Source organism: Pseudomonas sp. 2(2015), from assembly GCF_000955865.1.
Lineage (GTDB): Bacteria > Pseudomonadota > Gammaproteobacteria > Pseudomonadales > Pseudomonadaceae > Aquipseudomonas.
In genome coordinates this window covers 68,600-87,230 of record NZ_JYOF01000005.1, presented here as the reverse complement: position 1 = coordinate 87,230, position 18,631 = coordinate 68,600, and the positions used below count along the sequence as shown (strand labels likewise).

Below are 18,631 nucleotides of genomic sequence, written 5' to 3'. Positions count from 1 at the left end.
GACGCAGTCGGCGTGGTTCAGGCAAACGCCTGGGGCTTGAACGGAATCTGGCTACGCCCCAGGCGCTGCTCTTCGCGCACCTGGGCCACCAGGGCGGCAAGTTCGTGGCAGGTAGTCAGGCTATGCACCTTGATGCCGGTGACGGTCAGGCAGTCGCCCAGGCTATCGCCCTGCCCCAGCTGGATGGTCAGGTGCTCGCCATCGGTGCACGACACCACACTGTGTTCAGGCAGCAATGCCTGTTCGATCATATGGCACAACTCAAGCGTGGAAACTCCAATCAGTGACATGCTGCGATCCTCGTGTCGGAGGGCCCGACTACTCAGTTACTACCCCGTCGGCCCTTAATGCCAATTGAAATCGCTGATGCCGCGCCGTATCCCCCATGCAGGGCAGCAATGATCTTTCGGAAGAGCCGCCCGTGGGTCGCCAAGTTCAAAGCATTCGCGGCTGTCGCGGATGAACGGCGGCCCCGGACCGTTCGTCCCGCAGCGGCGAAATATTTCAAACTTTGCCTGCGCCGACCGCCTCCCAACCTGTGTAAGGCAAACGCCTTGCGAACATTCACAAGAGGAAGAGAATCATGGCTAGCAAAGACACTTCGAATCCCGGGAATTTCGCGAACGACCGACAAAAAGCGTCTGAAGCCGGGAAAAAGGGTGGCCAGGCTTCCGGTGGCAATCAAAAGCCAAGTGACCAGAGCCGCAAGCCCGACATGGGCAAAGACCAGACCCGCAAACCAAGTGGTGGCGGCCGTAGCTAAAGGACGAAAGGCCGGCGCACGCCACGTGCGTCGGTCCCGAGGCACTGCCATGAGCCAACAGGTGATCCACTTTCATTGCCAGATCGACCAGGACACCACCGAACGTTTTCGCGACCGCTGCCTGCAGGCCGTCGACGATGGCGCCACCTCCTTGCTGCTGTTTTTGTCGACCACCGGTGGCAGCACCAACTTCGGTTTCTCGCTGTACAGCTTTCTCAAGTCCTTGCCGGTGCCGTTGTGCGCAGTCAACGCCGGAAACATCGAATCGATGGGCATCATCATGTACCTGGCCGCTGGCGAGCGTGTCGCCGCGCCGCATTCGCGTTTTCTCATCCACCCCATGACCTGGCACTTCAGCCAGAGCGCGGTGGACCATTCGCGCCTGCGTGAATACCTGTCGAGCCTGAACAATGACCTGGAGCGCTACGTGCGCATTTTCGAGCTTGAGACCGCCCAGGCCGAGCGCAAACTGGACATCTTCCATTGCCTGTCGACCGAAGAAAAGGTCATCCCCGCCTACGATTCGCTGGCCTGCGGCATCGCCCATCGCCTGGAGCAGGTGGTGTTCGAAAAGGATGCCCGGCACCTGACCATCAGCGGCGCCCACTGACAGGCTGAAATCCGATGGAATTTTTCTGCCGGCGCAGCACTCACTAGAGGCATTGAAGGGATTTTCTTGGTCACTGCTCTGTAAGGATCATTCCAGACCCATGAACAACGCAAAACTGTTCGTCATCGACTACCAGCTTCACGGCGATCACAAGTCCTTCATCATCCGCGCCGAGATGATGGACAACGCTGAAGCCTGGCACTGGGCAAGTTGCGACGCCGGTATCGGTCGCATAGGCCGGTACGGTCGCGAAAAAGTCAAAAAAGTCAGCAAGCCACTGGCCGAACGCTACGGCATTACCGATGTGACCTGGCGCCAGTCCAGCTGAGTCAGCTCAACGACGCCCACAGATGCTGGGCGGCATAGGCGCGCCACGGGCTCCAGGCCGGTGCGCGCTGGGCCAGTTGCGCCTCGGGGCCTTCAAGCAGGCGCAGGGCCTTGACCAGCGCCACGTCGCCCAGCGGCAAGGCATCGGCCGCGCCCATCTGGCGCAAGGCCAGGTAGTGGGCGCTCCACGGGCCAATGCCGCGCAGGCGGCACAGGCGCTGGACCCAGGCCTCCAGGTCGCGCTCAGGGCGCAGCAGTTGCGGGTCGTGCAGCAGCGCCCGGGCCAGGGTCGACAGGGTCGCGGCCCGCGAGCGCGGCATGCCCAGGCCACTGAGGTCGACGTCAGCAACAGCCTCTGCGCGGGGGAACACATGGGTCAGGCCGGGTACACGCTGAAGCTGCGCGGCCAGCGGCTCGCCGTACCCCGCCACCAGGCGCCCGGCCAGGGTAATCGCCCCGGCGACGCTGATCTGCTGGCCCAGCACTGTACGCATGGCCTGCTCGAACCCATCCCAGCCCCGAGGCACGCGCAGGCCCGGGCGCAGTTCGATCAATTGCGCCATCAACGGGTCGCGGCGCAGCAGTGCTTCGATCTTCAGCGGCTCGGCATCCAGGTCAAATACTCGCCGGACCCTCACGAGCAACCCCGGCAACGCACCGGCAGAGCTAGCGATCACAGTGACTTTCAGCCGGTGCCCACGCGCCTTCGCGACCTGGACGATGCCCTGGCCACGAGCGAGATCAAAACTGCGGGTATAGACCCCCGCTACGACCGTCTCTACCCCGCTAATCGCCCGCGCAGCAAGAAACCCCAGCAGCGACGGCCAGTGCAAGGGTGGCTGGTAAGCCAGCCAGAAGCTGATAGCGCTGGCGGGCCGAATGCTGCGGCGATGGCCTGCCAGGCTGGAAGTGGAATTCATGCGCCGATCATCACCTGGGCAACGGCAACGACGCCAGGGATTTCGACGACTGTCAGACGACGACGGCCGGGCCACGCCAGCGCCCGGCCGTCAATCATTGAACGGCGTTACTTGCCGTTGGTGAGGGTGTTATAGCTGGTCATCAGGTTGCGGTAGTCGGGGATGTGGTTGGCGAACAAGGTGCCCAGGCCTTCGATATCGTTGCGCCAGTCGCGGTGCAGCTCGCAGGCCAGGCCGAACCAGGTCATCAGCTGGGCGCCGGCTTGCGACATGCGGTTCCAGGCCGAGTCGCGGGTCAGTTCGTTGAAGGTGCCCGAAGCATCGGTAACCACGAACACCTCAAAACCTTCTTCCAGGGCCGACAGCGCCGGGAAAGCCACGCACACCTCGGTCACCACACCGGCAATGATCAGCTGCTTCTTGCCGGTGGCCTTGACCGCCTTGACGAAGTCTTCGTTGTCCCAGGCGTTGATCTGCCCCGGGCGGGCAATGTACGGCGCCTCGGGGAACTGCGCCTTGAGCTCGGTCACCAGCGGGCCGTTGGGGCCGGTTTCGAAGCTGGTGGTAAGGATGGTCGGCAGCTTGAAGTACTTGGCCAGGTCGCCAACGGCCAGCACGTTGTTCTTGAAACGGTCCGGGTCGATGTCTCGCACCAGCGACAGCAGGCCGGTCTGGTGGTCGACCAGCAGGACGGCAGCGTTGTTCTTGTCCAGGCGGACGTAGGGCTTGGTCATGATCTTACTCCTTGCGTTGAGACGCCGGTGCCAGGCACCGGACATGAGGGATCAGCGTTGCGAATCGAGCAGTTCGTTGTCGCGGGCTACCTGTTGCGCCTTGAGGTAGCTTTCAATCAGCAGCTGGTAATGCGGGAACACCGAGCTGTAGGCCTCGGCCCATTGCTGGGCGTCTTCGCGGTTCCAGCTGCGCTGGACTTCCGAGCACACCGCAGCGGTGTCCATCGGCACCACACCGGCCTGCATTACCCGCGCCAAGGTGATTTCCTCAGCCATCTTCGAGTAGGTACCGCTGGCGTCGATCACGGCAAACACCTGGTAGCCTGCAGCAACTGCGCTGATGCTCGGGAAGGCCATGCACACACTGGTGATGGTGCCGGCGATGATCAGTTGCTGCTTGCCGGTAGCCTTGACTGCCTCGACGAACTCGGGATTGTCCCAGGCGTTGATTTCACCTTTACGGGCGATATAGCGGGCATGCGGCGCGGCTTGGTGAATTTCCGGAATCAGCGGGCCATTGGGGCCTTGTGGCACCGAAGCGGTAGTGATCACCGGGATCTTCGCCAGGCTGGCAATCCTGGCCAGGGTGATGGCGTTGGCCCGCAGCTCGGTCATGGGCATGTCCTTGACCGTCTGGAACAGGCCGCTCTGGTGGTCGATCAGCAGCATCGCGACATTTTCAGGGTCTATGCGCGGCACCTGGCCGTTGAAGTTGGCAACGTTGGCAAAGGTACTCATGGCGTATTCTCCTTCAGGGGTTATGAGACTAGTTGTGGTGGCGCGGACCGGCCTGCCCGCTCATCTGGCCGAAGCGCCCGGCGCGAAAATCGTCAAAGGCCTCGGCGATTTCGGCATCGCTGTTCATCACGAACGGGCCGTAGCCAACGATCGGCTCATCCAGCGGCTCGCCACTGAGCAACAACACCGACACATCGCTTTGCGCTTCAAGCAGCAGCTCGTCACCGGCGCGGTCAAACAGCACCAGTTGCGCGGCGCCAACCTGGCGCTCGCCGTTGACCAGCAACTGGCCGCGCAACACCACCAGCGCGGTGCTGCGCCCGGCGGCACTGGGCAGGCGCACGGGCGCGCCGGCCTTGAGCTGCAGGTCCCAGACATCCATGGCCGAGAAAGTCTGCGCCGGGCCCTGGTGGCCGCGAAACGCACCGGCAATCACCCGCAAGGTGCCGGCGCCGTTGCCCAGTGGCACCAGCGGGATGTCGCTGCTGAGCAGGGTCTGGTAACCGGCCGGCGCCGATTTGTCCCTGGCTGGCAGGTTGACCCACAGCTGGACCATTTCCAGGGTGCCGCCCTTGGCAGCGAACGCCGGCGAGTGGAACTCTTCATGGAGAATGCCGCCGGCGGCGGTCATCCACTGCACATCGCCCGGGCCGATCAGGCCGCCGGCGCCAGTGGAGTCGCGGTGCTCCAGTTCGCCCTGGTAGACGATGGTCACGGTTTCGAAACCGCGATGGGGATGCTGGCCGACGCCGCGACGCGCCGTGGTCGGGGTGAAGTCGTGGGGGCCGGCATAGTCCAGTAGCAGGAACGGGCTGATGTGCTGGGCCAGGTTGTCGTAGGTAAACAGGCTACGAACCGGGAAGCCATCACCCACCCAATGGGGGTTCGGACTGCTGTAGACGCCTTGGATCTTTTTCATCAGATGCCTCCTCTCGTGCATGGCTATAACCATACGAGCGCAACGACATCGGCGGTAGATCGGTTAAACTGCCTTCAGCGTTCCATTTGGAGAACACTGGTGGAAGACCTCAACGACCTTTACTACTTTGCTCAAGTAGTCGATCACGGCGGCTTTGCCCCGGCCGGCCGCGCCCTGGACATGCCCAAGTCCAAGCTCAGCCGGCGCATTGCCGGGCTGGAAGAACGCCTGGGGGTGCGCCTGATCCAGCGCTCGACCCGGCATTTTTCAGTGACCGAGATCGGCCAGGCTTACTACCGCCACTGTGTGGCCATGCTGGTGGAGGCCGAAGGCGCCGCCGAGCTGATCGAGCGCAACCGCGCCGAGCCCCAGGGCATCGTGCGCCTGAGTTGCCCGACGGCGTTGCTGGATTTCTGGGTGGGGGCCATGCTCACCCGCTTCATGGTCCAGTGCCCGCTGGTGCAGCTGCATATCGAAAGCACCAACCGCCAGGTCGACCTGATCCAGGAAGGCATCGACATTGCCTTGCGCGTGCGCGTACCGCCTTTGGAAAGCAGCGACCTGGTGATGAAGGTACTGGCGCGCAGCACCCAGTACCTGGTGGCGGCGCCCGCCTTGCTCGAACGCCTGCCCCCGCGCCCGGTGCCCGCCGACCTCAGCGCCTTGCCCAGCCTGCACTGGGGCTACCCGCAACGCGATTACCACTGGCACCTGCTCGGTCCCGACGGCGTCCGCGCGAGCCTGCGGCACAGCCCGCGACTGGTCACCGATGACCTGGTGGTGCTGCGCCAGGCGGCGGTGGCGGGTGTCGGCGTGGTGCATTTGCCGCTGGTGGTGATCCGCGAAGAGCTCGACGCCGGCCGCCTGCTGCAAGCCACGCCGAACTGGGCACCGGAGTGCGGCGTGGTGCACGCGGTGTTCGCCTCGCGGCGCGGCTTGCTGCCGTCGGTGCGCAGCCTGCTGGACTTTCTGGCGGCGGAGTTCGAGGCCAGTGATATTGCCTGAACCTGCGGCTTGATTACTGTTCCAGCAAAAACGCCGCGACCCGCTCGCTGCACGCCGCCGGATCTTCCTGCATGAAGCAGTGCCCACCCGCCACCTGGCTGGCGCTGACCTGAGGATTGCCCAGGGCCCAGCGCTGCACCGACTGCGGCACGAAGGGATAGGTGGTTTGGCCATACAGCACCAGGCTCGGGGTGCTCACCTGGGCCAGCGACGCCCACATGCGCCGGGGGAAGGAGCTGAAGATTTCCACTTCACGGCTAGGGCGGCACTTGAGCACCACGCCTTCGCCGCAATCGCCAATGGCGTGTTCGATATAGGACTGCAACGCCGGCTCGCTCCAGCCCTTGAAGATCCCCCGCCCTTCCAGCGATGCCCGCGCCGCCGTGCGGTCAGGCCAGTGGCTGCGACGGGTGGCAGCCTTGCGCGCCAGAGCATGGCGACGGTGCAGGCCGACCAGCGCCGCCGCGCCCATGATGCCCATCATCGCCCGGGTGAACAGCACCGGGTCAAGCAGCACCGCACGCTGGAACAGCTGCGGCTGTTGCGCCAGCATCAGGCCGGTGAGCACCCCGCCAAAACTGTGGCCGACGGCAAAGCGTGGTACATCGCCGTACTCGCCACGGCCGGCCTCGAAGGCTTCGATGGCAAGCTCGGCAGTGCGGTTCCAGCCGGCGAACGGGCCGCCATGGTCGCTGTCGCCATGGCCCTGGACATCGCACAGCCACAGGTCGAACTGCTCGGCCAGGCGCGCCAGCAACGGCTGGTAGGCCAGGCAGCAAAAGCCGTTGCCGTGCAAAAAATGCAGCAGCGGCTTGCCACTGGCTGGGGAGCGCCAGCCGCGCAGGGTGAAGCCAGCACTTGTGTCATGGGACCAGGGAATCAACTGCATGTGCCAGCGCACTCACGTCAGGAAAAACCCGATTCTACAAACAGCAGGGGGTACAGGGATATCACCAGCAGCGCCGCCATCAGCAGATTGAACAACATCAGCCAGCGCGGGTTCTGCAACACCGTGCGCAAGGCGCTGCCGAACATCACCCAGACGCCGACACTGGGCAGGTTGACCAGGGCGAACACCGCGGCAATGACGATGACGTTGGTGACGTAGCCCTGGGCCGGGGTGTAGGTGGTGATTGCGCCCACGGCCATCACCCAGGCTTTCGGGTTGACCCACTGAAAGGCTGCCGCGCCCCAGAAGCCCAGGGGCTTGCGGCTCGACGAGTCGCTGACCGACAGCGGCCCGGAGGTAGCAATCTTGTAGGCCAGGAACAACAGGTAGGCGGCGCCCACGTAGCGCAGCACGGTGTAGATCGGCGGGTAGGCTTTGAACACCTCGCCCAGGCCAAAACCCACCGCCAATACCATGACCATGAAGCCGACACTGATGCCCAGCGCGTGAGGAATCGAACGGCGCACGCCGAAGTTCACCCCGGAGGCCAATAACATGGTGTTGTTGGGCCCCGGGGTGATCGATGAGACGAACGCGAACAACACAAAGGCAGTGATCAGGTCCAGTGAGCCGAGCATGGCAGGCATCCAGTATTTTTATTGGGCTGCCCTGACACTAACGGAGTCCTGATCCGCCTCGACCATACAGTTAGTGAAAATAATGCCGCTACACTTGACTGTCGTGCTCGGCCAGCGCTTCGACGACGAACTCCAGGCGGTCCTGGCCGAAGAACATCTGCTCGCCGACAAAGCAGCTTGGCGCACCGAACACGCCACGGCGCACCGCTTCTTCGGTAGCGTCCTTGAGTGCGGCCTTGACCTCGGGCTCGGCGCTCCAGGCCTGGTATTGCTCGGGGTCGAAGCCGGCCTCCTGCAGCACTGCCGCCAGCACCTGCGGGTCGGCAAGATTGCGCTGGCGCACCCACAGGGCCGTGAACACCGCGTTCAGGTAGGCCTCGAAACGCTCTGGCTGGTAGCGCTGCACGGCCACCGTGCCGCGCATCAGGCCCAGGGTGTTGATCGGGAAGCCCGGCGGCAAGGCCAGGGTCACGCCGTAGCGTTTGGCGTAGCGCTGAAAATCAACGAACACATGCCGGGCCTTGGCCGGCACCATCGCCGGCGAGGCGTTGCCGGTGGCCTGGAATACCCCGCCCAGCAACATCGGCCGGTACACCAGTTGCGCATCGTGCTCGGCGCAGAGTTTCGGCAACTGGGTCCAAGCCAGGTAGCTGGCCGGGCTGCCCAGGTCAAAGAAGAATTCTACGGTTTTGCTCATCTGCAGCAGGTCCTTTTTTTGTTGTTGCGCAGGCTGTTGTCAAAGGCTTACCAGCGCTCCATCCACGGCCGCAGGTCAAGCTCGAAGGTCCAGGCGTCGCGCGGCTGGCTGTGCAGAAACCAGTAGCTGTCGGCGATATGTTGCGGGTCGAGAATGCCGTCCTGGTCCTTGAGCGCATAGCGCTCGGGGAAGCTGTCGCGGATGAACGCGGTATCGATGGCACCGTCCACCACCACATGGGCGACATGAATATTGCGCGGCCCAAGTTCGCGGGCCATGCTCTGGGCCAGGGCGCGAATGCCGTGCTTGGCGCCGGCAAACGCGGCAAACCCGGCGGCGCCGCGCAAGCCTGCAGTGGCACCGGTAAACAGGATAGTCCCACGCTCGCGGGTCACCATGCGCCGCGCCACCGCCTGGCCGCTGAGAAAGCCTGCGAAACAGGCCATTTCCCAGATCTTGAAGTACTTGCGCGCGGTCTCTTCGAGAATGCTGCAGGGCACGTTGGCGCCGATGTTGAAGACAAAGGCTTCGATCGGACCGACGCTGCTTTCGATCTCTTCGACCAGCGCCGCCACCTCCTCTTCCTTGCGCGCATCCGAGGCAAAACCGTAGGCCTCGCCACCGGCGGCGCGGATCTCGTCCACCAGCGGCTGCAGCTTGTCGGCGCTGCGCCGGGTCACGCAGGCGACATAACCCTCGCGGGCAAAACGCCGGGCAATCGCGCCGCCGGTTGCATCACCGGCCCCTACCACCAGTACCACCTTCTTGCCTTGGGTCATGTCTCGCCTCCATTGGTAAACGATCATTTAGTAAACGAACGCTATGCTATGATTCAGGCTTCGTCAAGCCAGCCCTGTGGAGCCTACCGGCGTGCGTTATTCCACCACTCACAAAGAACAAACCCGGCAGAAACTGCTGCAAAGCAGCGGCGCCCTGGCCAAGCGCGGCGGCTTTGCCGCCACTGGCGTGGCCGGGCTGATGAAGGCCATCGGCCTGACCGGCGGCGCCTTCTACAACCACTTCCCGTCCAAGGACGAGCTGTTCACCGAGGTGGTGCGCCGCGAGCTGTCGCACAGCCCCATCGCCCAGCAGCCGATGAACCGCGCGCGGCTCGAACGCTGCCTGGAGCAGTACCTGAGCATGGCCCACCTGCACAATGTCGAAGGCGGCTGCGCGATCCCGACCCTGGGCGCGGAAATCGCCCGCGCCGAGCAGCCGGTGCGCGCGGAAGCCGAACACTGGCTGTGCCAGCTCCAGCAAGCCTGGGCGCAAACCCTCGAAGACCCGGCCCTGGCCTGGGCGCTGATCAGCCAGTGCGTGGGCGCGCTGGTGCTTGCGCGCATGCTCGCCAGCGAGCCGATACAGGAGGAAGTGCTCAAGGCCTCTCGCGATTTCATTGCCGGGGCCCTGCATGAAGCGCCTTGAGTCGTTGCTGCTCAGCCTTGCCCTGAGCGCCCCGCTCACCGCCCTCGCCGCCTGCCCGGCCGGCCAGTACGAAATCTGCCTGGGCAGTTGCATCTGTTCGCCCATCGACCCCGGCCAGGCCGGCACCGTGCTCGACGACCTCGGCCGGGTGGCCAGCAGCTCCCTGGCCCTGGCCTTGCAGCAGGCGCGCAATACCGCGGCGGCCGGCACGCTGCTGCCGATCCCCCTGCACATCCGCGCCCAGCTCGAATCCTACTATGACTTCCAGGTGCTCGACGCGGCGCGCTACAAGGTCGGCGACCAACAAGCCCTGGACAGCGCCAACGCCCTGCTGCAGAACCCCGACGTCAACGCCGTGACCCTGATCGACATCATCGTTTTTCGCAACCAGGCCGACGCCGAAAACAACGTCGCGCTCTGGGCCCACGAACTGCACCACGTGCAGCAGTACCAGCAATGGGGTGTGGAGGAATTCGCCCGGCGCTACTCGCGCGACTTCGACGCCGTCGAAGCGCCGGCCTACGAGATCCAGGCAAAGGTCAGCAAGGCCCTGCGCGAGCGGGCCTCGGGCCAGGCGCGCTGATCAGGCCAGGGCGGCGTGCAAAGCGCACAACGCCGGTTTGATCATCGCCTGCAGGCGCGCCGTGGCAATGCCGTCGCGGGCCTGGATGGCAATACCGTGCAGCAAGGTGGCAAACAGGTCGCCCAGCGCCTGCGGGTCGGCCTCGGCCTTGAGCTCGCCACGGCCATGGGCCTGCTGCAGCAGGTCGATGATCGACTGGGTACGCTGGCGGCGCAGCTCGCTCATCCAGTCCAGTACGCCGCTGATATCCGGGCCGCCGCTGGCGGTCGATGACACCGCCAGGCAACCGCGCGGGCCGTCCGCTGCGGTGTAGGTGGCAATGGCCTCAAGGAGGATCTGCTCCACGGCCTGGCCCACCGCCAGCTCACGGTTGATGACCCGCTCGGCAAAGCCGCCCTGCTCGGCCAGGTACAGCGCCACCACCTCGCGAAACAGCTGCTCCTTGCTGCCGAAGGCGGCGTAGATGCGCGCCGAGGCAATGCCCAGGGCACTGACCAGCAAGGCCATTGACGTGCCTTCGTAACCGTATTGCCAGAAGGTCGCCAGGGCCTTGTGCAGGGCCTGGTCGCGATCGAATTCCCGGGGACGTCCGGCCATGGGTTGTGTGTCCATCAAATCAGATGGGGCGGATTCTACCCTGCAAGACAGTTGACGCAAGCGCGTTGTCGCCCTATTGTTTGTCGATCGACAAACAATAGGAAGTCATCATGCGTACCCTCAAAGGTCCTAGCCTGCACCTGGCCCAGTTCAGTGCCGAACAAGCCCCTTTCAACAGCCTGCCCGAGATCGCCCGCTGGGCTGCCGGCCATGGTTTCAAGGCCTTGCAGGTGCCGGCCTGGGACCGGCGTCTGTTCGACCTGGAACTGGCCGCACAAAGCCAGACTTATTGTGATGAGCTGCGCGGCATGCTTGCCGAACACGGCCTTGAGGTCAGCGAGCTGAGCACCCATCTGCTCGGCCAGTTGGTAGCGGTTCACCCGGCCTACGACGCCCTGTGCGACAACTTCGCCCCGCCCGCGCTGCACGGCAAACCCCAGGCGCGCACCGCCTGGGCGCTGGAACAACTGCAGCTGGCAATCAAGGCCTCGCAACGCCTGGGCCTGACCGACATGGGGACTTTCTCAGGCTCGCTGGCCTGGCCTTACCTGTTCCCGTTTCCGCAGCGCCCGGCGGGCCTGATCGAGGCGGCTTTCGAAGAGCTGGCGCGGCGCTGGCGGCCCATCCTCGATGCCTGCGAAGACCACGGTATCAACCTCTGCTATGAGATTCACCCCAGCGAAGACCTGCACGACGGCAGCAGCTTCGAGCGCTTCCTCGACCTGGTGGATAACCACCCGCGCTGCAACCTGCTGTTCGACCCCAGCCACTTCGTCCTGCAGCAACTGAACTACCTCGACTACCTGGACATTTACCACACGCGCATCCGCATGTTTCACGTCAAGGATGCCGAGTTCAACCCAACCGGTCGCCAGGGCATCTACGGCGGTTACTGCGACTGGACCGAGCGCGCCGGGCGCTTCCGATCCCTGGGCGACGGCCAGGTCGATTTCAAGGCGATCTTCTCCAAGCTTGCGCAATACGACTTCCCCGGCTGGGCCACCCTGGAATGGGAATGCTGCCTCAAGGACCAGGAAGACGGCGCCCGCGAAGGCGCGGCGTTCATCCGTGAGCACATCATCCAGGTCACCACTCGCACCTTCGACGACTTCGCCGGCGCGCCGGTCGACCCGCAACAGATCCGGACCCTGCTGGGCCTGGCTTGAATCCCCCTCTTTCACCTGGAGTGCAACCGATGTCCATCACCCCCGAAGCCGACTTTGAACACCGCTACCTGATCCTCGAACCCGGCCGCCGCCTGCATTGCGTGCAACTGGGCAGCGGCCAGCCGGTGCTGCTGATCCCCGGCTGGCCGCAGACCTGGTACGCCTGGCGGCATGTCATGCGCGCCCTGGCTCGCCAGGGTTACCAGGCGATTGCCGTCGACCTGCCGGGCACCGGGCTGTCCGACCCGGCCAGCGAAGGCCATGACACCGGCACCATCGCCGCCCTGCTGCACCGCGCCATGGGCCAGCTCGGCCATCAGCGCTACCGGCTGGCCGGGCATGATGTGGGCATGTGGGTCGGCTACGCGCTGGCCAGCGATTACCCCGAGGCGGTCAGCCAGCTGGTGCTCAGCGAAGCGGTAATCCCGGGCCTGGCCGAAGCGCCGCCGATCTTTGTCAGCGCCGAGCAGAACATCTTTATCTGGCACTTTCTCTTCAACCAGTTGCAGGATCTGCCCGAAGCCCTGATCACCGGCCGCGAGGACCGCTACCTGACCTTTATGTACGAGCGTTGGGCGCACCATGTCGACCGCGTGGCCGTCGACACTTACATCAGGGCCTACAGCAAGCCCGGCGGTTTGAGCGGCGGCCTGGCCTACTACCGTTCGATCAGCCAGACCATCGCCCAGAACCGCCAGCGCGCCGGCAAGCGCCTGGGCATGCCAGTGCTGGCCATCGGCGCCGAGCATGCTACCGGCGAGGTGCCGTTGCAGACCCTGCAGGCCCATGCCGACAACCTGCGCGGCAGCGTCATCGCCGACTGTGGGCACTTTGTCATGGAAGAGGCGGACGAAGCGTTCAGCGCCCAACTGCTGGCGTTCTTCGAAGCGAACTAGACTTAAAGGTTGCCCCCGCAACACATTGGCCCGAGGTTGCCGGCCCGCCGGCAGCCCCGTTGACGTTGGACTTCTTGCAGGAGAACACGCAATGGACGAAGCCAGACTCAATGACTTCATGGGCAAGCTGGTCACCGACATGGGTGCCGCGGCCATGCTTGCCAACCTGATCCTCGGCGATGAACTCGGTTTGTACCGGGCCATGGCCGACAGCCAATTCATCTCCCCCGAACAACTGGCCGACAAGACCGGCTGCAATCCCCGCCTGCTGCGCGAATGGCTGAGCGCCCAGGCCGCGTCCGGCTATATGGAGCACAGCGAAGGACGCTTTCGCCTGCCCGAAGAACAGGCCATGGCCCTGGCCATCGAAGACTCGCCGGTGTATGTCGCCGGCGGCGCCTCGGTGATCGCCGCGCTGTTCCACGACAAGGACAAACTGGTCGCCGCCATGCGCGGCGATGGCGCCCTGGCCTGGGGTGATCACCATCCGTGCATGTTCAGCGGCACCGAACGTTTCTTCCGCCCCGGCTACCGCGCCCACCTGGTGGCCGAATGGCTGCCGAGCCTGAGCGGGGTGGTCGACAAGCTGCAGGCCGGGGCCAAGGTCGCCGATATCGGCTGCGGCCACGGCGCCTCGACGGTGATCATGGCCCAGGCCTTCCCGGCCTCGCGCTTCAGCGGCTTTGACTACCACGGCCCGTCAATCGCTATCGCCAGCCAACGCGCCGCCGAAGGCGGTGTGGCCGAGCGCACGCAGTTCGTCCAGGCCAGCGCCAAGAACTTCCCCGGCACCGATTACGACCTGATCTGCTATTTCGACTGCCTGCACGACATGGGCGACCCGGTCGGCGCCGCCCGGCATGCCTATGAGTCGCTCAAAGCCGATGGCACGGTGCTGCTGGTCGAGCCCTATGCCAACGACACCCTGGATGAAAACAGCACCCCGGTCGGGCGCTTGTTCTATGCCGCTTCGACCTTTATCTGCACGCCGAACTCGTTGTCGCAGGAAGTTGGCCTGGGGCTCGGCGCCCAGGCGGGCGAGGCGCGGCTGCGCGCGGTGTTCGAGGAAGCCGGGTTCAAGCACTTTCGCCGGGCGACCGAGACGCCGTTCAATTTGATCCTTGAAGCGCGCAAGTAAGCGCTGATACCTGGTCGGGCCAGCCTCCACCCAACCTGGGGGGCTGGCCTCATCGCCGCCAAGGTCGCGCTGGATTACCTGCGCTTGAAACACAACGACAGCAGCAACCTGCGCGACATCGCCGCGCCCATTGCCCTCAAAGAACCCCGCATAGGCCGCTGAGCATGCCAGCGGGCAGGTCTGGCGCCATGCATGGCGAGTTTCGTATACCATATCCATAAATAACTTCGGACGACGCCACCGTGACCGTACCCCGCCTCAACGCCCCGGACCTGGGCAACACGCCCTCGACTTCGGAAATCATCACCCGTCACCTGCGCGATGCGATCATTGCCGGGCACTTCGCCGAAGACGAACCAATCCGCCAGGACGATATCGCCCGCCAGTTCAACGTCAGCAAGATCCCGGTGCGTGAAGCGCTCAAGCGCCTGGAAGCCGAAGGCCTGGTGATGTTCCAGCGCAATCGCGGGGCGATGGTTACGCGCATGTCCGAACCAGAGCTGGCGCAGATGTTCGAAGTGCGCATGCTGCTTGAAGACAAGGCCCTGCGCCTGGCCATCCCGAACATGACCGAGGAAACCTTCGCCCGCGCCGAGCGCATCTGCCAGGAGTTCGTCGGCGAGAACGACGTCGGCCGCTGGGCCGAACTCAACTGGGAACTGCACGCCTGCCTGTATGAACCGGCGCAGCGGCCGTTCCTGGTCAACATGATCCGCTCGGTGAACGACAAGCTGGAGCGCTACCTGCGCATGCAGATGAGCCTCTCGGCAGGCAAGGAGCGCGCCGACCACGAACACCGCGACATCCTCGACGCCTGCCGGGCCAAGGATGTCGAGCTGGCAGTGAGGCTGCTCGACGAACACATCGCCGGCGTCTGCAAGACCCTGTTCGAGCACCTGCCGCCGAGCAAGTGACAGAAACCTGTGGGTTGCGCCACTGTGCCGATTTCGTCATCGGCACGACATAAACGCATCAAGCCTGCGCGCCGCATGACACGCCACTCTGTCCTTCACTTCCCTGAACGGACGCGGCCTCCATGAAACGCATTACCGTGATCGATTCCCACACCGGCGGCGAACCGACCCGCCTGGTCATCGACGGCTTCCCCGAGCTGGGCACCGCCAGCATGGCCCAGCGCCGCCAGCGCCTTGCCGAGGCGCACGATCAATGGCGCACTGCCTGCATGCTGGAGCCGCGCGGCAGCGATGTGCTGGTCGGCGCGCTGCTGTGCGAGCCGGTGGACCCCAGCGCCTGCGCCGGGGTGATCTTCTTCAACAACACCGGTTACCTGGGCATGTGCGGCCACGGCACCATCGGCCTGGTGGTGTCGCTGGCGCACCTGGGCAGGATCGGCCCGGGCGTGCACCGCATCGAAACCCCGGTCGGCACCGTGCAGGCGACCCTGCACGAGGACCGCTCGGTCAGCGTGCGCAACGTGCCGGCCTACCGCTACCGCAAGGACCTGGCGCTGGAGGTGCCCGGCATCGGCAAGGTAGTGGGCGATGTGGCCTGGGGCGGCAACTGGTTCTTTTTGATCGCCGACCACGGCCTGGAGGTCGCCGGTGACAACATCGAGGCGCTGACGGCCTATACCTACGCCGTGCAACAGGCCCTGGAAGAGCAAGGCATTCGCGGTGAAGACGGCGGCCTGATTGACCATATCGAGCTGTTCGCCGACGACCCCGACGCCGACAGCCGCAACTTCGTGCTGTGCCCCGGCAAAGCCTACGACCGCTCGCCCTGCGGCACCGGCACCAGCGCCAAGCTCGCCTGCCTGGCTGCCGACGGCAAACTGCAACCCGGGCAGACCTGGCGCCAGGCCAGCGTGATCGGCAGCACCTTCGAGGGCTCGTTCGAGGCCGACGGCCAACGCATCATCCCGACCATTCGCGGCCGCGCGCACATTAGCGCCGAAGCCACGCTGATCATCGAGGAGGACGACCCGTTCGCCTGGGGCATTCGCCCGTGAGCCGTGGTGCCGTGGCCGATGTCATCGTCATCGGCGCCGGAATCATCGGCGCCGCCTGCGCGCAGGCGCTGGCCGCGCGCGGGCTGCAAGTACTGGTACTCGATGCCGGGCTGCACGGCGCCACGGCCGCCGGCATGGGCCATTTGCTGGTGCTCGACGACAATCCCGCAGAGCTTGCGCTCAGCCAGTATTCGCTACAACGCTGGCGCGAACTGGCCCCGCAACTCCCCGAGACCTGCGCCTATCGCAGCAACGGCACCCTGTGGCTGGCGGCCAACACCGAAGAAATGGCCGTGGCCGAACACAAATTCAACCTCCTGCAAGCACAGGGGGTGGCCTGCGAATTGGTCGCCGGGCACGCCCTGCGCCAGCGCGAACCGGCGCTGCGCGAGGGGCTCGAAGGCGGTCTGCTGATCAACGGCGACGGCATTCTCTATGCCCCGGCCACTGCCGGCTGGATGCTGCAAACAGCAGGGATCGAACAGCGTCGGGCGCGGGTCAGCGCAGTAGAGGGCAACCGTGTGCGCCTCGACAGCGGCCAGTGGCTGAGCGCCGAGGCCGTGGTGTTGGCTAACGGCATCCAGGCCACGCAGCTGTGCCCGGAGCTGCCGATCGAGCCGAAGAAAGGCCACCTGCTGATCACCGATCGCTACCCCGGCACCGTCACCCATACCCTGGTGGAGCTGGGCTACGTGACCAGCGCCCACAACGCCAGCGGGCCGTCGACTGCCTGCAATATCCAGCCACGGCCCACCGGCCAGCTGTTCATCGGCGCCTCGCGCCAGTTCGGCACCACTGACCCGGCCGTGGAAGGCTGGATGCTGGCGCGCATGCTCAAGCGCGCAACCGAGTACATGCCGGACCTGGCAAATCTGAACGGCATCCGCGCCTGGACCGGCTTTCGCGCCGCCAGCCCCGACGGCCTGCCGCTGGTGGGCCGCCATCCGCAGCAGGATGGCCTGTGGCTGGCGGTCGGTCATGAAGGGCTGGGCGTGACCACGGCGCCGGCGACCGCCGACCTCTTGAGCGCGCAGCTGTTTGACCAAACGCCGCCGCTGGCGGCCAGCCCTTACCTGCCAGATCGCTTTCTTGGAGCCCTCGCCCATGCCTGACCTGACCCTCGATGGCCGCCCGCTACGCGTGGCCGACGGCACCAGCGTCGCTGCTGCTCTGGCCCTGGGCGGCGATGGCTGCTCGCGCACTTCGGTCAGCGGCCAGCGCCGCGCCCCGCTGTGCGGCATGGGCGTTTGCCAGGAGTGCCGGGTGACGATCGACGGTCGCCGGCGCCTGGCCTGCCAGACCCTGTGCCGTGACGGCATGCAGGTGGAGACCCGCGCATGAACGAACACACCAACCTGCTGATCATTGGCGCCGGCCCCGCCGGACTGGCTGCGGCCCTGGCCGCCGCGCCGCGGGCCGCGCGCATCGTGCTGCTCGACGACAACCCGCTGCCGGGCGGGCAGATCTGGCGCGACGGGCCACAGGCCAAGCTGCCCAAGCAGGCGCGCCGGCTGCGCGAGCAGGTGCTGGCCTGCGCCAATGTGCACTGGCACAGCGGCACGCGGGTGATCGCCAACGCCGGCCCCAACAGCCTGCTGGTGGAGAACGCCGAGCGCGGCTGGCAAATCCACTACGAGCGCTTGATCCTCTGTACCGGCGCCCGTGAACTGCTGCTGCCCTTCCCTGGCTGGACGCTGCCTGGGGTGACCGGTGCCGGTGGCTTGCAGGCGCTGATCAAGGGCGGGATGCCGGTACGCGACGAGCGTATCGTCATCGCCGGCAGCGGCCCCTTGCTGCTGGCCAGCGCCGCCACCGCCAAGGCCAATGGCGCGCGGGTACTGCGCATCGCCGAGCAGGCCTCGCTTGCGGCCGTCAGCGGCTTTGCCGCACAGTTGCCGCGCTGGCCGCACAAGCTGCTGCAATCGTTTAGCCTGTTCGACCGCCAGTACCGCAGCGCCAGCCATGTGCTGGCCGCGCTGGGCACCGACCGGCTCGAAGGCGTGCGCCTGCAGCAGCACGGCCAGGTGGTTGAAATTGCCTGCGATCGGCTGGCTTGCGGCTTCGGCCTGATCCCCAACATCCAGTTGGGCCAGGCCCTGGGCTGCGCCGTGGAGCAACAGGCGCTTGCCGTCGATGCCTGGCAGGCGACTTCACAACCCGGCGTTTACGCGGCAGGCGAATGCACAGGTTTCGGTGGCAGCGAGCGCGCTCTGGTTGAAGGCGCTATTGCCGGTCTTAGCGCCACCGGCAATCGCCAGGCGGCGCAGCGGCTGTGGCGCCGCCGGGCGCGCTGGCACGCCTTTGCCCGCGCATTGAACACGGCCTTCGCCCTCGACCCCGCACTGAAGTCGCTGGCAACCGCCGACACCCTGGTGTGCCGCTGCGAAGACGTGCCCTATGCCGCCCTCGCCGGGCACAGCGACTGGCGCCAGGCCAAGCTGGCCAGCCGTTGCGGCATGGGCGCCTGCCAGGGCCGGGTGTGCGGTGCGGCCACCGCCCACCTGTTCGGCTGGCAGCCCTCGGCACCGCGCCCGCCATTCAGCCCGGCGCGCATCGACACCCTGCTGCACCTTGAGAGCGACACTTGAGGTAAACACCGGGGGCGCTCTATGATCCC

General features: G+C 65.4%; 24 protein-coding genes and 1 pseudogene. 15 read left to right on the top strand and 10 right to left on the bottom strand.

Features of this window, described 5'->3' with window-relative positions; genetic code table 11:
* Positions 1–17: 17 nt before the first annotated feature.
* On the bottom strand, positions 18–290 hold the full coding sequence (locus UB48_RS10870) for a DUF1652 domain-containing protein (protein ID WP_045196797.1): 273 nt from the start codon (positions 288–290) through the stop codon (positions 18–20).
* A gap of 293 nt (positions 291–583) precedes the next feature.
* Here UB48_RS10870 and UB48_RS27300 point away from each other — a divergent pair, with 293 nt between their 5' ends.
* The 3 genes from UB48_RS27300 to UB48_RS10860 all read left to right on the top strand — a co-directional run bounded on the left by UB48_RS27300 (position 584) and on the right by UB48_RS10860 (position 1,701).
* Positions 584–763, top strand: a complete 180-nt coding sequence (locus tag UB48_RS27300; protein ID WP_082075430.1) for a general stress protein — start codon at positions 584–586, stop codon at positions 761–763.
* Between the two features lie 49 nt (positions 764–812).
* Positions 813–1,373 (top strand): ATP-dependent Clp protease proteolytic subunit, encoded by a 561-nt coding sequence (locus UB48_RS10865; protein ID WP_045196795.1) that lies wholly within the window; start codon positions 813–815, stop codon positions 1,371–1,373.
* 100 nt (positions 1,374–1,473) lie between these two features.
* On the top strand, positions 1,474–1,701 hold the full coding sequence (locus tag UB48_RS10860) for a DUF6555 family protein (protein ID WP_045196793.1): 228 nt from the start codon (positions 1,474–1,476) through the stop codon (positions 1,699–1,701).
* A 1-nt stretch (position 1,702) separates the two neighbouring features.
* On the opposite strand, the gene UB48_RS10855 is transcribed toward UB48_RS10860, so the two are convergent.
* The 4 genes from UB48_RS10855 to UB48_RS10840 all read right to left on the bottom strand — a co-directional run bounded on the left by UB48_RS10855 (position 1,703) and on the right by UB48_RS10840 (position 5,011).
* Positions 1,703–2,620 (bottom strand): DNA-3-methyladenine glycosylase, encoded by a 918-nt coding sequence (locus UB48_RS10855; protein WP_045196791.1) that lies wholly within the window; start codon positions 2,618–2,620, stop codon positions 1,703–1,705.
* A gap of 107 nt (positions 2,621–2,727) precedes the next feature.
* Positions 2,728–3,354 (bottom strand): isochorismate family cysteine hydrolase YcaC, encoded by a 627-nt coding sequence (gene ycaC / locus UB48_RS10850; RefSeq protein ID WP_045196789.1) that lies wholly within the window; start codon positions 3,352–3,354, stop codon positions 2,728–2,730.
* Between the two features lie 51 nt (positions 3,355–3,405).
* On the bottom strand, positions 3,406–4,092 hold the full coding sequence (locus UB48_RS10845; RefSeq protein ID WP_045196787.1) for a hydrolase: 687 nt from the start codon (positions 4,090–4,092) through the stop codon (positions 3,406–3,408).
* Between the two features lie 28 nt (positions 4,093–4,120).
* On the bottom strand, positions 4,121–5,011 hold the full coding sequence (locus UB48_RS10840) for a pirin family protein (RefSeq protein ID WP_045196785.1): 891 nt from the start codon (positions 5,009–5,011) through the stop codon (positions 4,121–4,123).
* A gap of 96 nt (positions 5,012–5,107) precedes the next feature.
* Between UB48_RS10840 and UB48_RS10835 the strand changes: the two genes are divergently transcribed.
* Positions 5,108–6,016, top strand: coding sequence for a LysR family transcriptional regulator (locus tag UB48_RS10835; RefSeq protein WP_045196855.1), 909 nt, complete (start codon positions 5,108–5,110; stop codon positions 6,014–6,016).
* Positions 6,017–6,029: 13 nt separating this feature from the next.
* Here the strand turns inward: UB48_RS10835 and UB48_RS10830 are convergent, their stop codons facing one another.
* The 4 genes from UB48_RS10830 to UB48_RS10815 all read right to left on the bottom strand — a co-directional run bounded on the left by UB48_RS10830 (position 6,030) and on the right by UB48_RS10815 (position 9,019).
* The gene (locus UB48_RS10830) at positions 6,030–6,905 is read right to left on the bottom strand and encodes an alpha/beta fold hydrolase (protein WP_045196783.1); all 876 of its coding nucleotides are present in this window, start codon (positions 6,903–6,905) and stop codon (positions 6,030–6,032) included.
* 17 nt (positions 6,906–6,922) lie between these two features.
* Positions 6,923–7,552 carry a LysE family translocator gene (locus tag UB48_RS10825; protein WP_177329153.1) on the bottom strand — a complete coding sequence of 210 codons (630 nt, stop codon included), beginning with the start codon at positions 7,550–7,552 and terminating at the stop codon, positions 6,923–6,925.
* A 79-nt stretch (positions 7,553–7,631) separates the two neighbouring features.
* A complete protein-coding gene (locus tag UB48_RS10820) occupies positions 7,632–8,240 on the bottom strand; it encodes a 2-hydroxychromene-2-carboxylate isomerase (protein WP_045196779.1) in 609 nt (202 codons plus the stop codon).
* Between the two features lie 47 nt (positions 8,241–8,287).
* Complete coding sequence (locus UB48_RS10815) at positions 8,288–9,019, bottom strand: SDR family oxidoreductase (RefSeq protein WP_045196777.1); 732 nt, start codon at positions 9,017–9,019, stop codon at positions 8,288–8,290.
* 91 nt (positions 9,020–9,110) lie between these two features.
* Between UB48_RS10815 and UB48_RS10810 the strand changes: the two genes are divergently transcribed.
* Positions 9,111–9,665, top strand: a complete 555-nt coding sequence (locus tag UB48_RS10810; protein ID WP_045196775.1) for a TetR/AcrR family transcriptional regulator — start codon at positions 9,111–9,113, stop codon at positions 9,663–9,665.
* A complete protein-coding gene (locus UB48_RS10805) occupies positions 9,652–10,248 on the top strand; it encodes a DUF4157 domain-containing protein (RefSeq protein WP_045196773.1) in 597 nt (198 codons plus the stop codon). The genes UB48_RS10810 and UB48_RS10805 overlap by 14 nt, the downstream gene beginning before the upstream one ends.
* On the opposite strand, the gene UB48_RS10800 is transcribed toward UB48_RS10805, so the two are convergent.
* On the bottom strand, positions 10,249–10,845 hold the full coding sequence (locus UB48_RS10800) for a TetR/AcrR family transcriptional regulator (protein WP_045196771.1): 597 nt from the start codon (positions 10,843–10,845) through the stop codon (positions 10,249–10,251).
* 110 nt (positions 10,846–10,955) lie between these two features.
* Between UB48_RS10800 and UB48_RS10795 the strand changes: the two genes are divergently transcribed.
* From UB48_RS10795 to UB48_RS10760, 9 genes and pseudogenes are all read left to right on the top strand, one after another.
* Positions 10,956–12,011 (top strand): sugar phosphate isomerase/epimerase, encoded by a 1,056-nt coding sequence (locus UB48_RS10795; RefSeq protein WP_045196769.1) that lies wholly within the window; start codon positions 10,956–10,958, stop codon positions 12,009–12,011.
* Positions 12,012–12,040: 29 nt separating this feature from the next.
* Complete coding sequence (locus tag UB48_RS10790) at positions 12,041–12,907, top strand: alpha/beta fold hydrolase (protein WP_045196767.1); 867 nt, start codon at positions 12,041–12,043, stop codon at positions 12,905–12,907.
* Positions 12,908–12,998: 91 nt separating this feature from the next.
* A complete protein-coding gene (locus UB48_RS10785; protein WP_045196765.1) occupies positions 12,999–14,045 on the top strand; it encodes a class I SAM-dependent methyltransferase in 1,047 nt (348 codons plus the stop codon).
* 54 nt (positions 14,046–14,099) lie between these two features.
* Positions 14,100–14,207 (top strand): annotated as a pseudogene (locus UB48_RS28180) (GntR family transcriptional regulator); the annotation flags it as partial.
* 80 nt (positions 14,208–14,287) lie between these two features.
* Positions 14,288–14,959: a GntR family transcriptional regulator gene (locus UB48_RS10780; RefSeq protein WP_045196763.1), complete on the top strand. Its 672-nt coding sequence runs from the start codon at positions 14,288–14,290 to the stop codon at positions 14,957–14,959.
* Between the two features lie 122 nt (positions 14,960–15,081).
* Positions 15,082–16,014: a 4-hydroxyproline epimerase gene (locus UB48_RS10775; protein ID WP_045196761.1), complete on the top strand. Its 933-nt coding sequence runs from the start codon at positions 15,082–15,084 to the stop codon at positions 16,012–16,014.
* The gene (locus UB48_RS10770; protein ID WP_045196760.1) at positions 16,011–17,126 is read left to right on the top strand and encodes an FAD-binding oxidoreductase; all 1,116 of its coding nucleotides are present in this window, start codon (positions 16,011–16,013) and stop codon (positions 17,124–17,126) included. The genes UB48_RS10775 and UB48_RS10770 overlap by 4 nt, the downstream gene beginning before the upstream one ends.
* Positions 17,119–17,355, top strand: a complete 237-nt coding sequence (locus tag UB48_RS10765) for a (2Fe-2S)-binding protein (RefSeq protein ID WP_045196758.1) — start codon at positions 17,119–17,121, stop codon at positions 17,353–17,355. The genes UB48_RS10770 and UB48_RS10765 overlap by 8 nt, the downstream gene beginning before the upstream one ends.
* Positions 17,352–18,602 carry an FAD/NAD(P)-binding oxidoreductase gene (locus UB48_RS10760; RefSeq protein ID WP_045196756.1) on the top strand — a complete coding sequence of 417 codons (1,251 nt, stop codon included), beginning with the start codon at positions 17,352–17,354 and terminating at the stop codon, positions 18,600–18,602. The genes UB48_RS10765 and UB48_RS10760 overlap by 4 nt, the downstream gene beginning before the upstream one ends.
* Positions 18,603–18,631: the final 29 nt, after the last annotated feature.

Coding starts and splice junctions, on each gene's coding strand:
- UB48_RS10870 (WP_045196797.1), bottom strand. CDS start 290: ATGTCACTGATTGGAGTTTCCACGCTTGAGTTGTGCCATATGATCGAA.
- UB48_RS27300 (WP_082075430.1), top strand. CDS start 584: ATGGCTAGCAAAGACACTTCGAATCCCGGGAATTTCGCGAACGACCGA.
- UB48_RS10865 (WP_045196795.1), top strand. CDS start 813: ATGAGCCAACAGGTGATCCACTTTCATTGCCAGATCGACCAGGACACC.
- UB48_RS10860 (WP_045196793.1), top strand. CDS start 1,474: ATGAACAACGCAAAACTGTTCGTCATCGACTACCAGCTTCACGGCGAT.
- UB48_RS10855 (WP_045196791.1), bottom strand. CDS start 2,620: ATGAATTCCACTTCCAGCCTGGCAGGCCATCGCCGCAGCATTCGGCCC.
- ycaC (WP_045196789.1), bottom strand. CDS start 3,354: ATGACCAAGCCCTACGTCCGCCTGGACAAGAACAACGCTGCCGTCCTG.
- UB48_RS10845 (WP_045196787.1), bottom strand. CDS start 4,092: ATGAGTACCTTTGCCAACGTTGCCAACTTCAACGGCCAGGTGCCGCGC.
- UB48_RS10840 (WP_045196785.1), bottom strand. CDS start 5,011: ATGAAAAAGATCCAAGGCGTCTACAGCAGTCCGAACCCCCATTGGGTG.
- UB48_RS10830 (WP_045196783.1), bottom strand. CDS start 6,905: ATGCAGTTGATTCCCTGGTCCCATGACACAAGTGCTGGCTTCACCCTG.
- UB48_RS10825 (WP_177329153.1), bottom strand. CDS start 7,552: ATGCCTGCCATGCTCGGCTCACTGGACCTGATCACTGCCTTTGTGTTG.
- UB48_RS10820 (WP_045196779.1), bottom strand. CDS start 8,240: ATGAGCAAAACCGTAGAATTCTTCTTTGACCTGGGCAGCCCGGCCAGC.
- UB48_RS10815 (WP_045196777.1), bottom strand. CDS start 9,019: ATGACCCAAGGCAAGAAGGTGGTACTGGTGGTAGGGGCCGGTGATGCA.
- UB48_RS10805 (WP_045196773.1), top strand. CDS start 9,652: ATGAAGCGCCTTGAGTCGTTGCTGCTCAGCCTTGCCCTGAGCGCCCCG.
- UB48_RS10800 (WP_045196771.1), bottom strand. CDS start 10,845: ATGGCCGGACGTCCCCGGGAATTCGATCGCGACCAGGCCCTGCACAAG.
- UB48_RS10795 (WP_045196769.1), top strand. CDS start 10,956: ATGCGTACCCTCAAAGGTCCTAGCCTGCACCTGGCCCAGTTCAGTGCC.
- UB48_RS10790 (WP_045196767.1), top strand. CDS start 12,041: ATGTCCATCACCCCCGAAGCCGACTTTGAACACCGCTACCTGATCCTC.
- UB48_RS10785 (WP_045196765.1), top strand. CDS start 12,999: ATGGACGAAGCCAGACTCAATGACTTCATGGGCAAGCTGGTCACCGAC.
- UB48_RS10775 (WP_045196761.1), top strand. CDS start 15,082: ATGAAACGCATTACCGTGATCGATTCCCACACCGGCGGCGAACCGACC.
- UB48_RS10765 (WP_045196758.1), top strand. CDS start 17,119: ATGCCTGACCTGACCCTCGATGGCCGCCCGCTACGCGTGGCCGACGGC.
- UB48_RS10760 (WP_045196756.1), top strand. CDS start 17,352: ATGAACGAACACACCAACCTGCTGATCATTGGCGCCGGCCCCGCCGGA.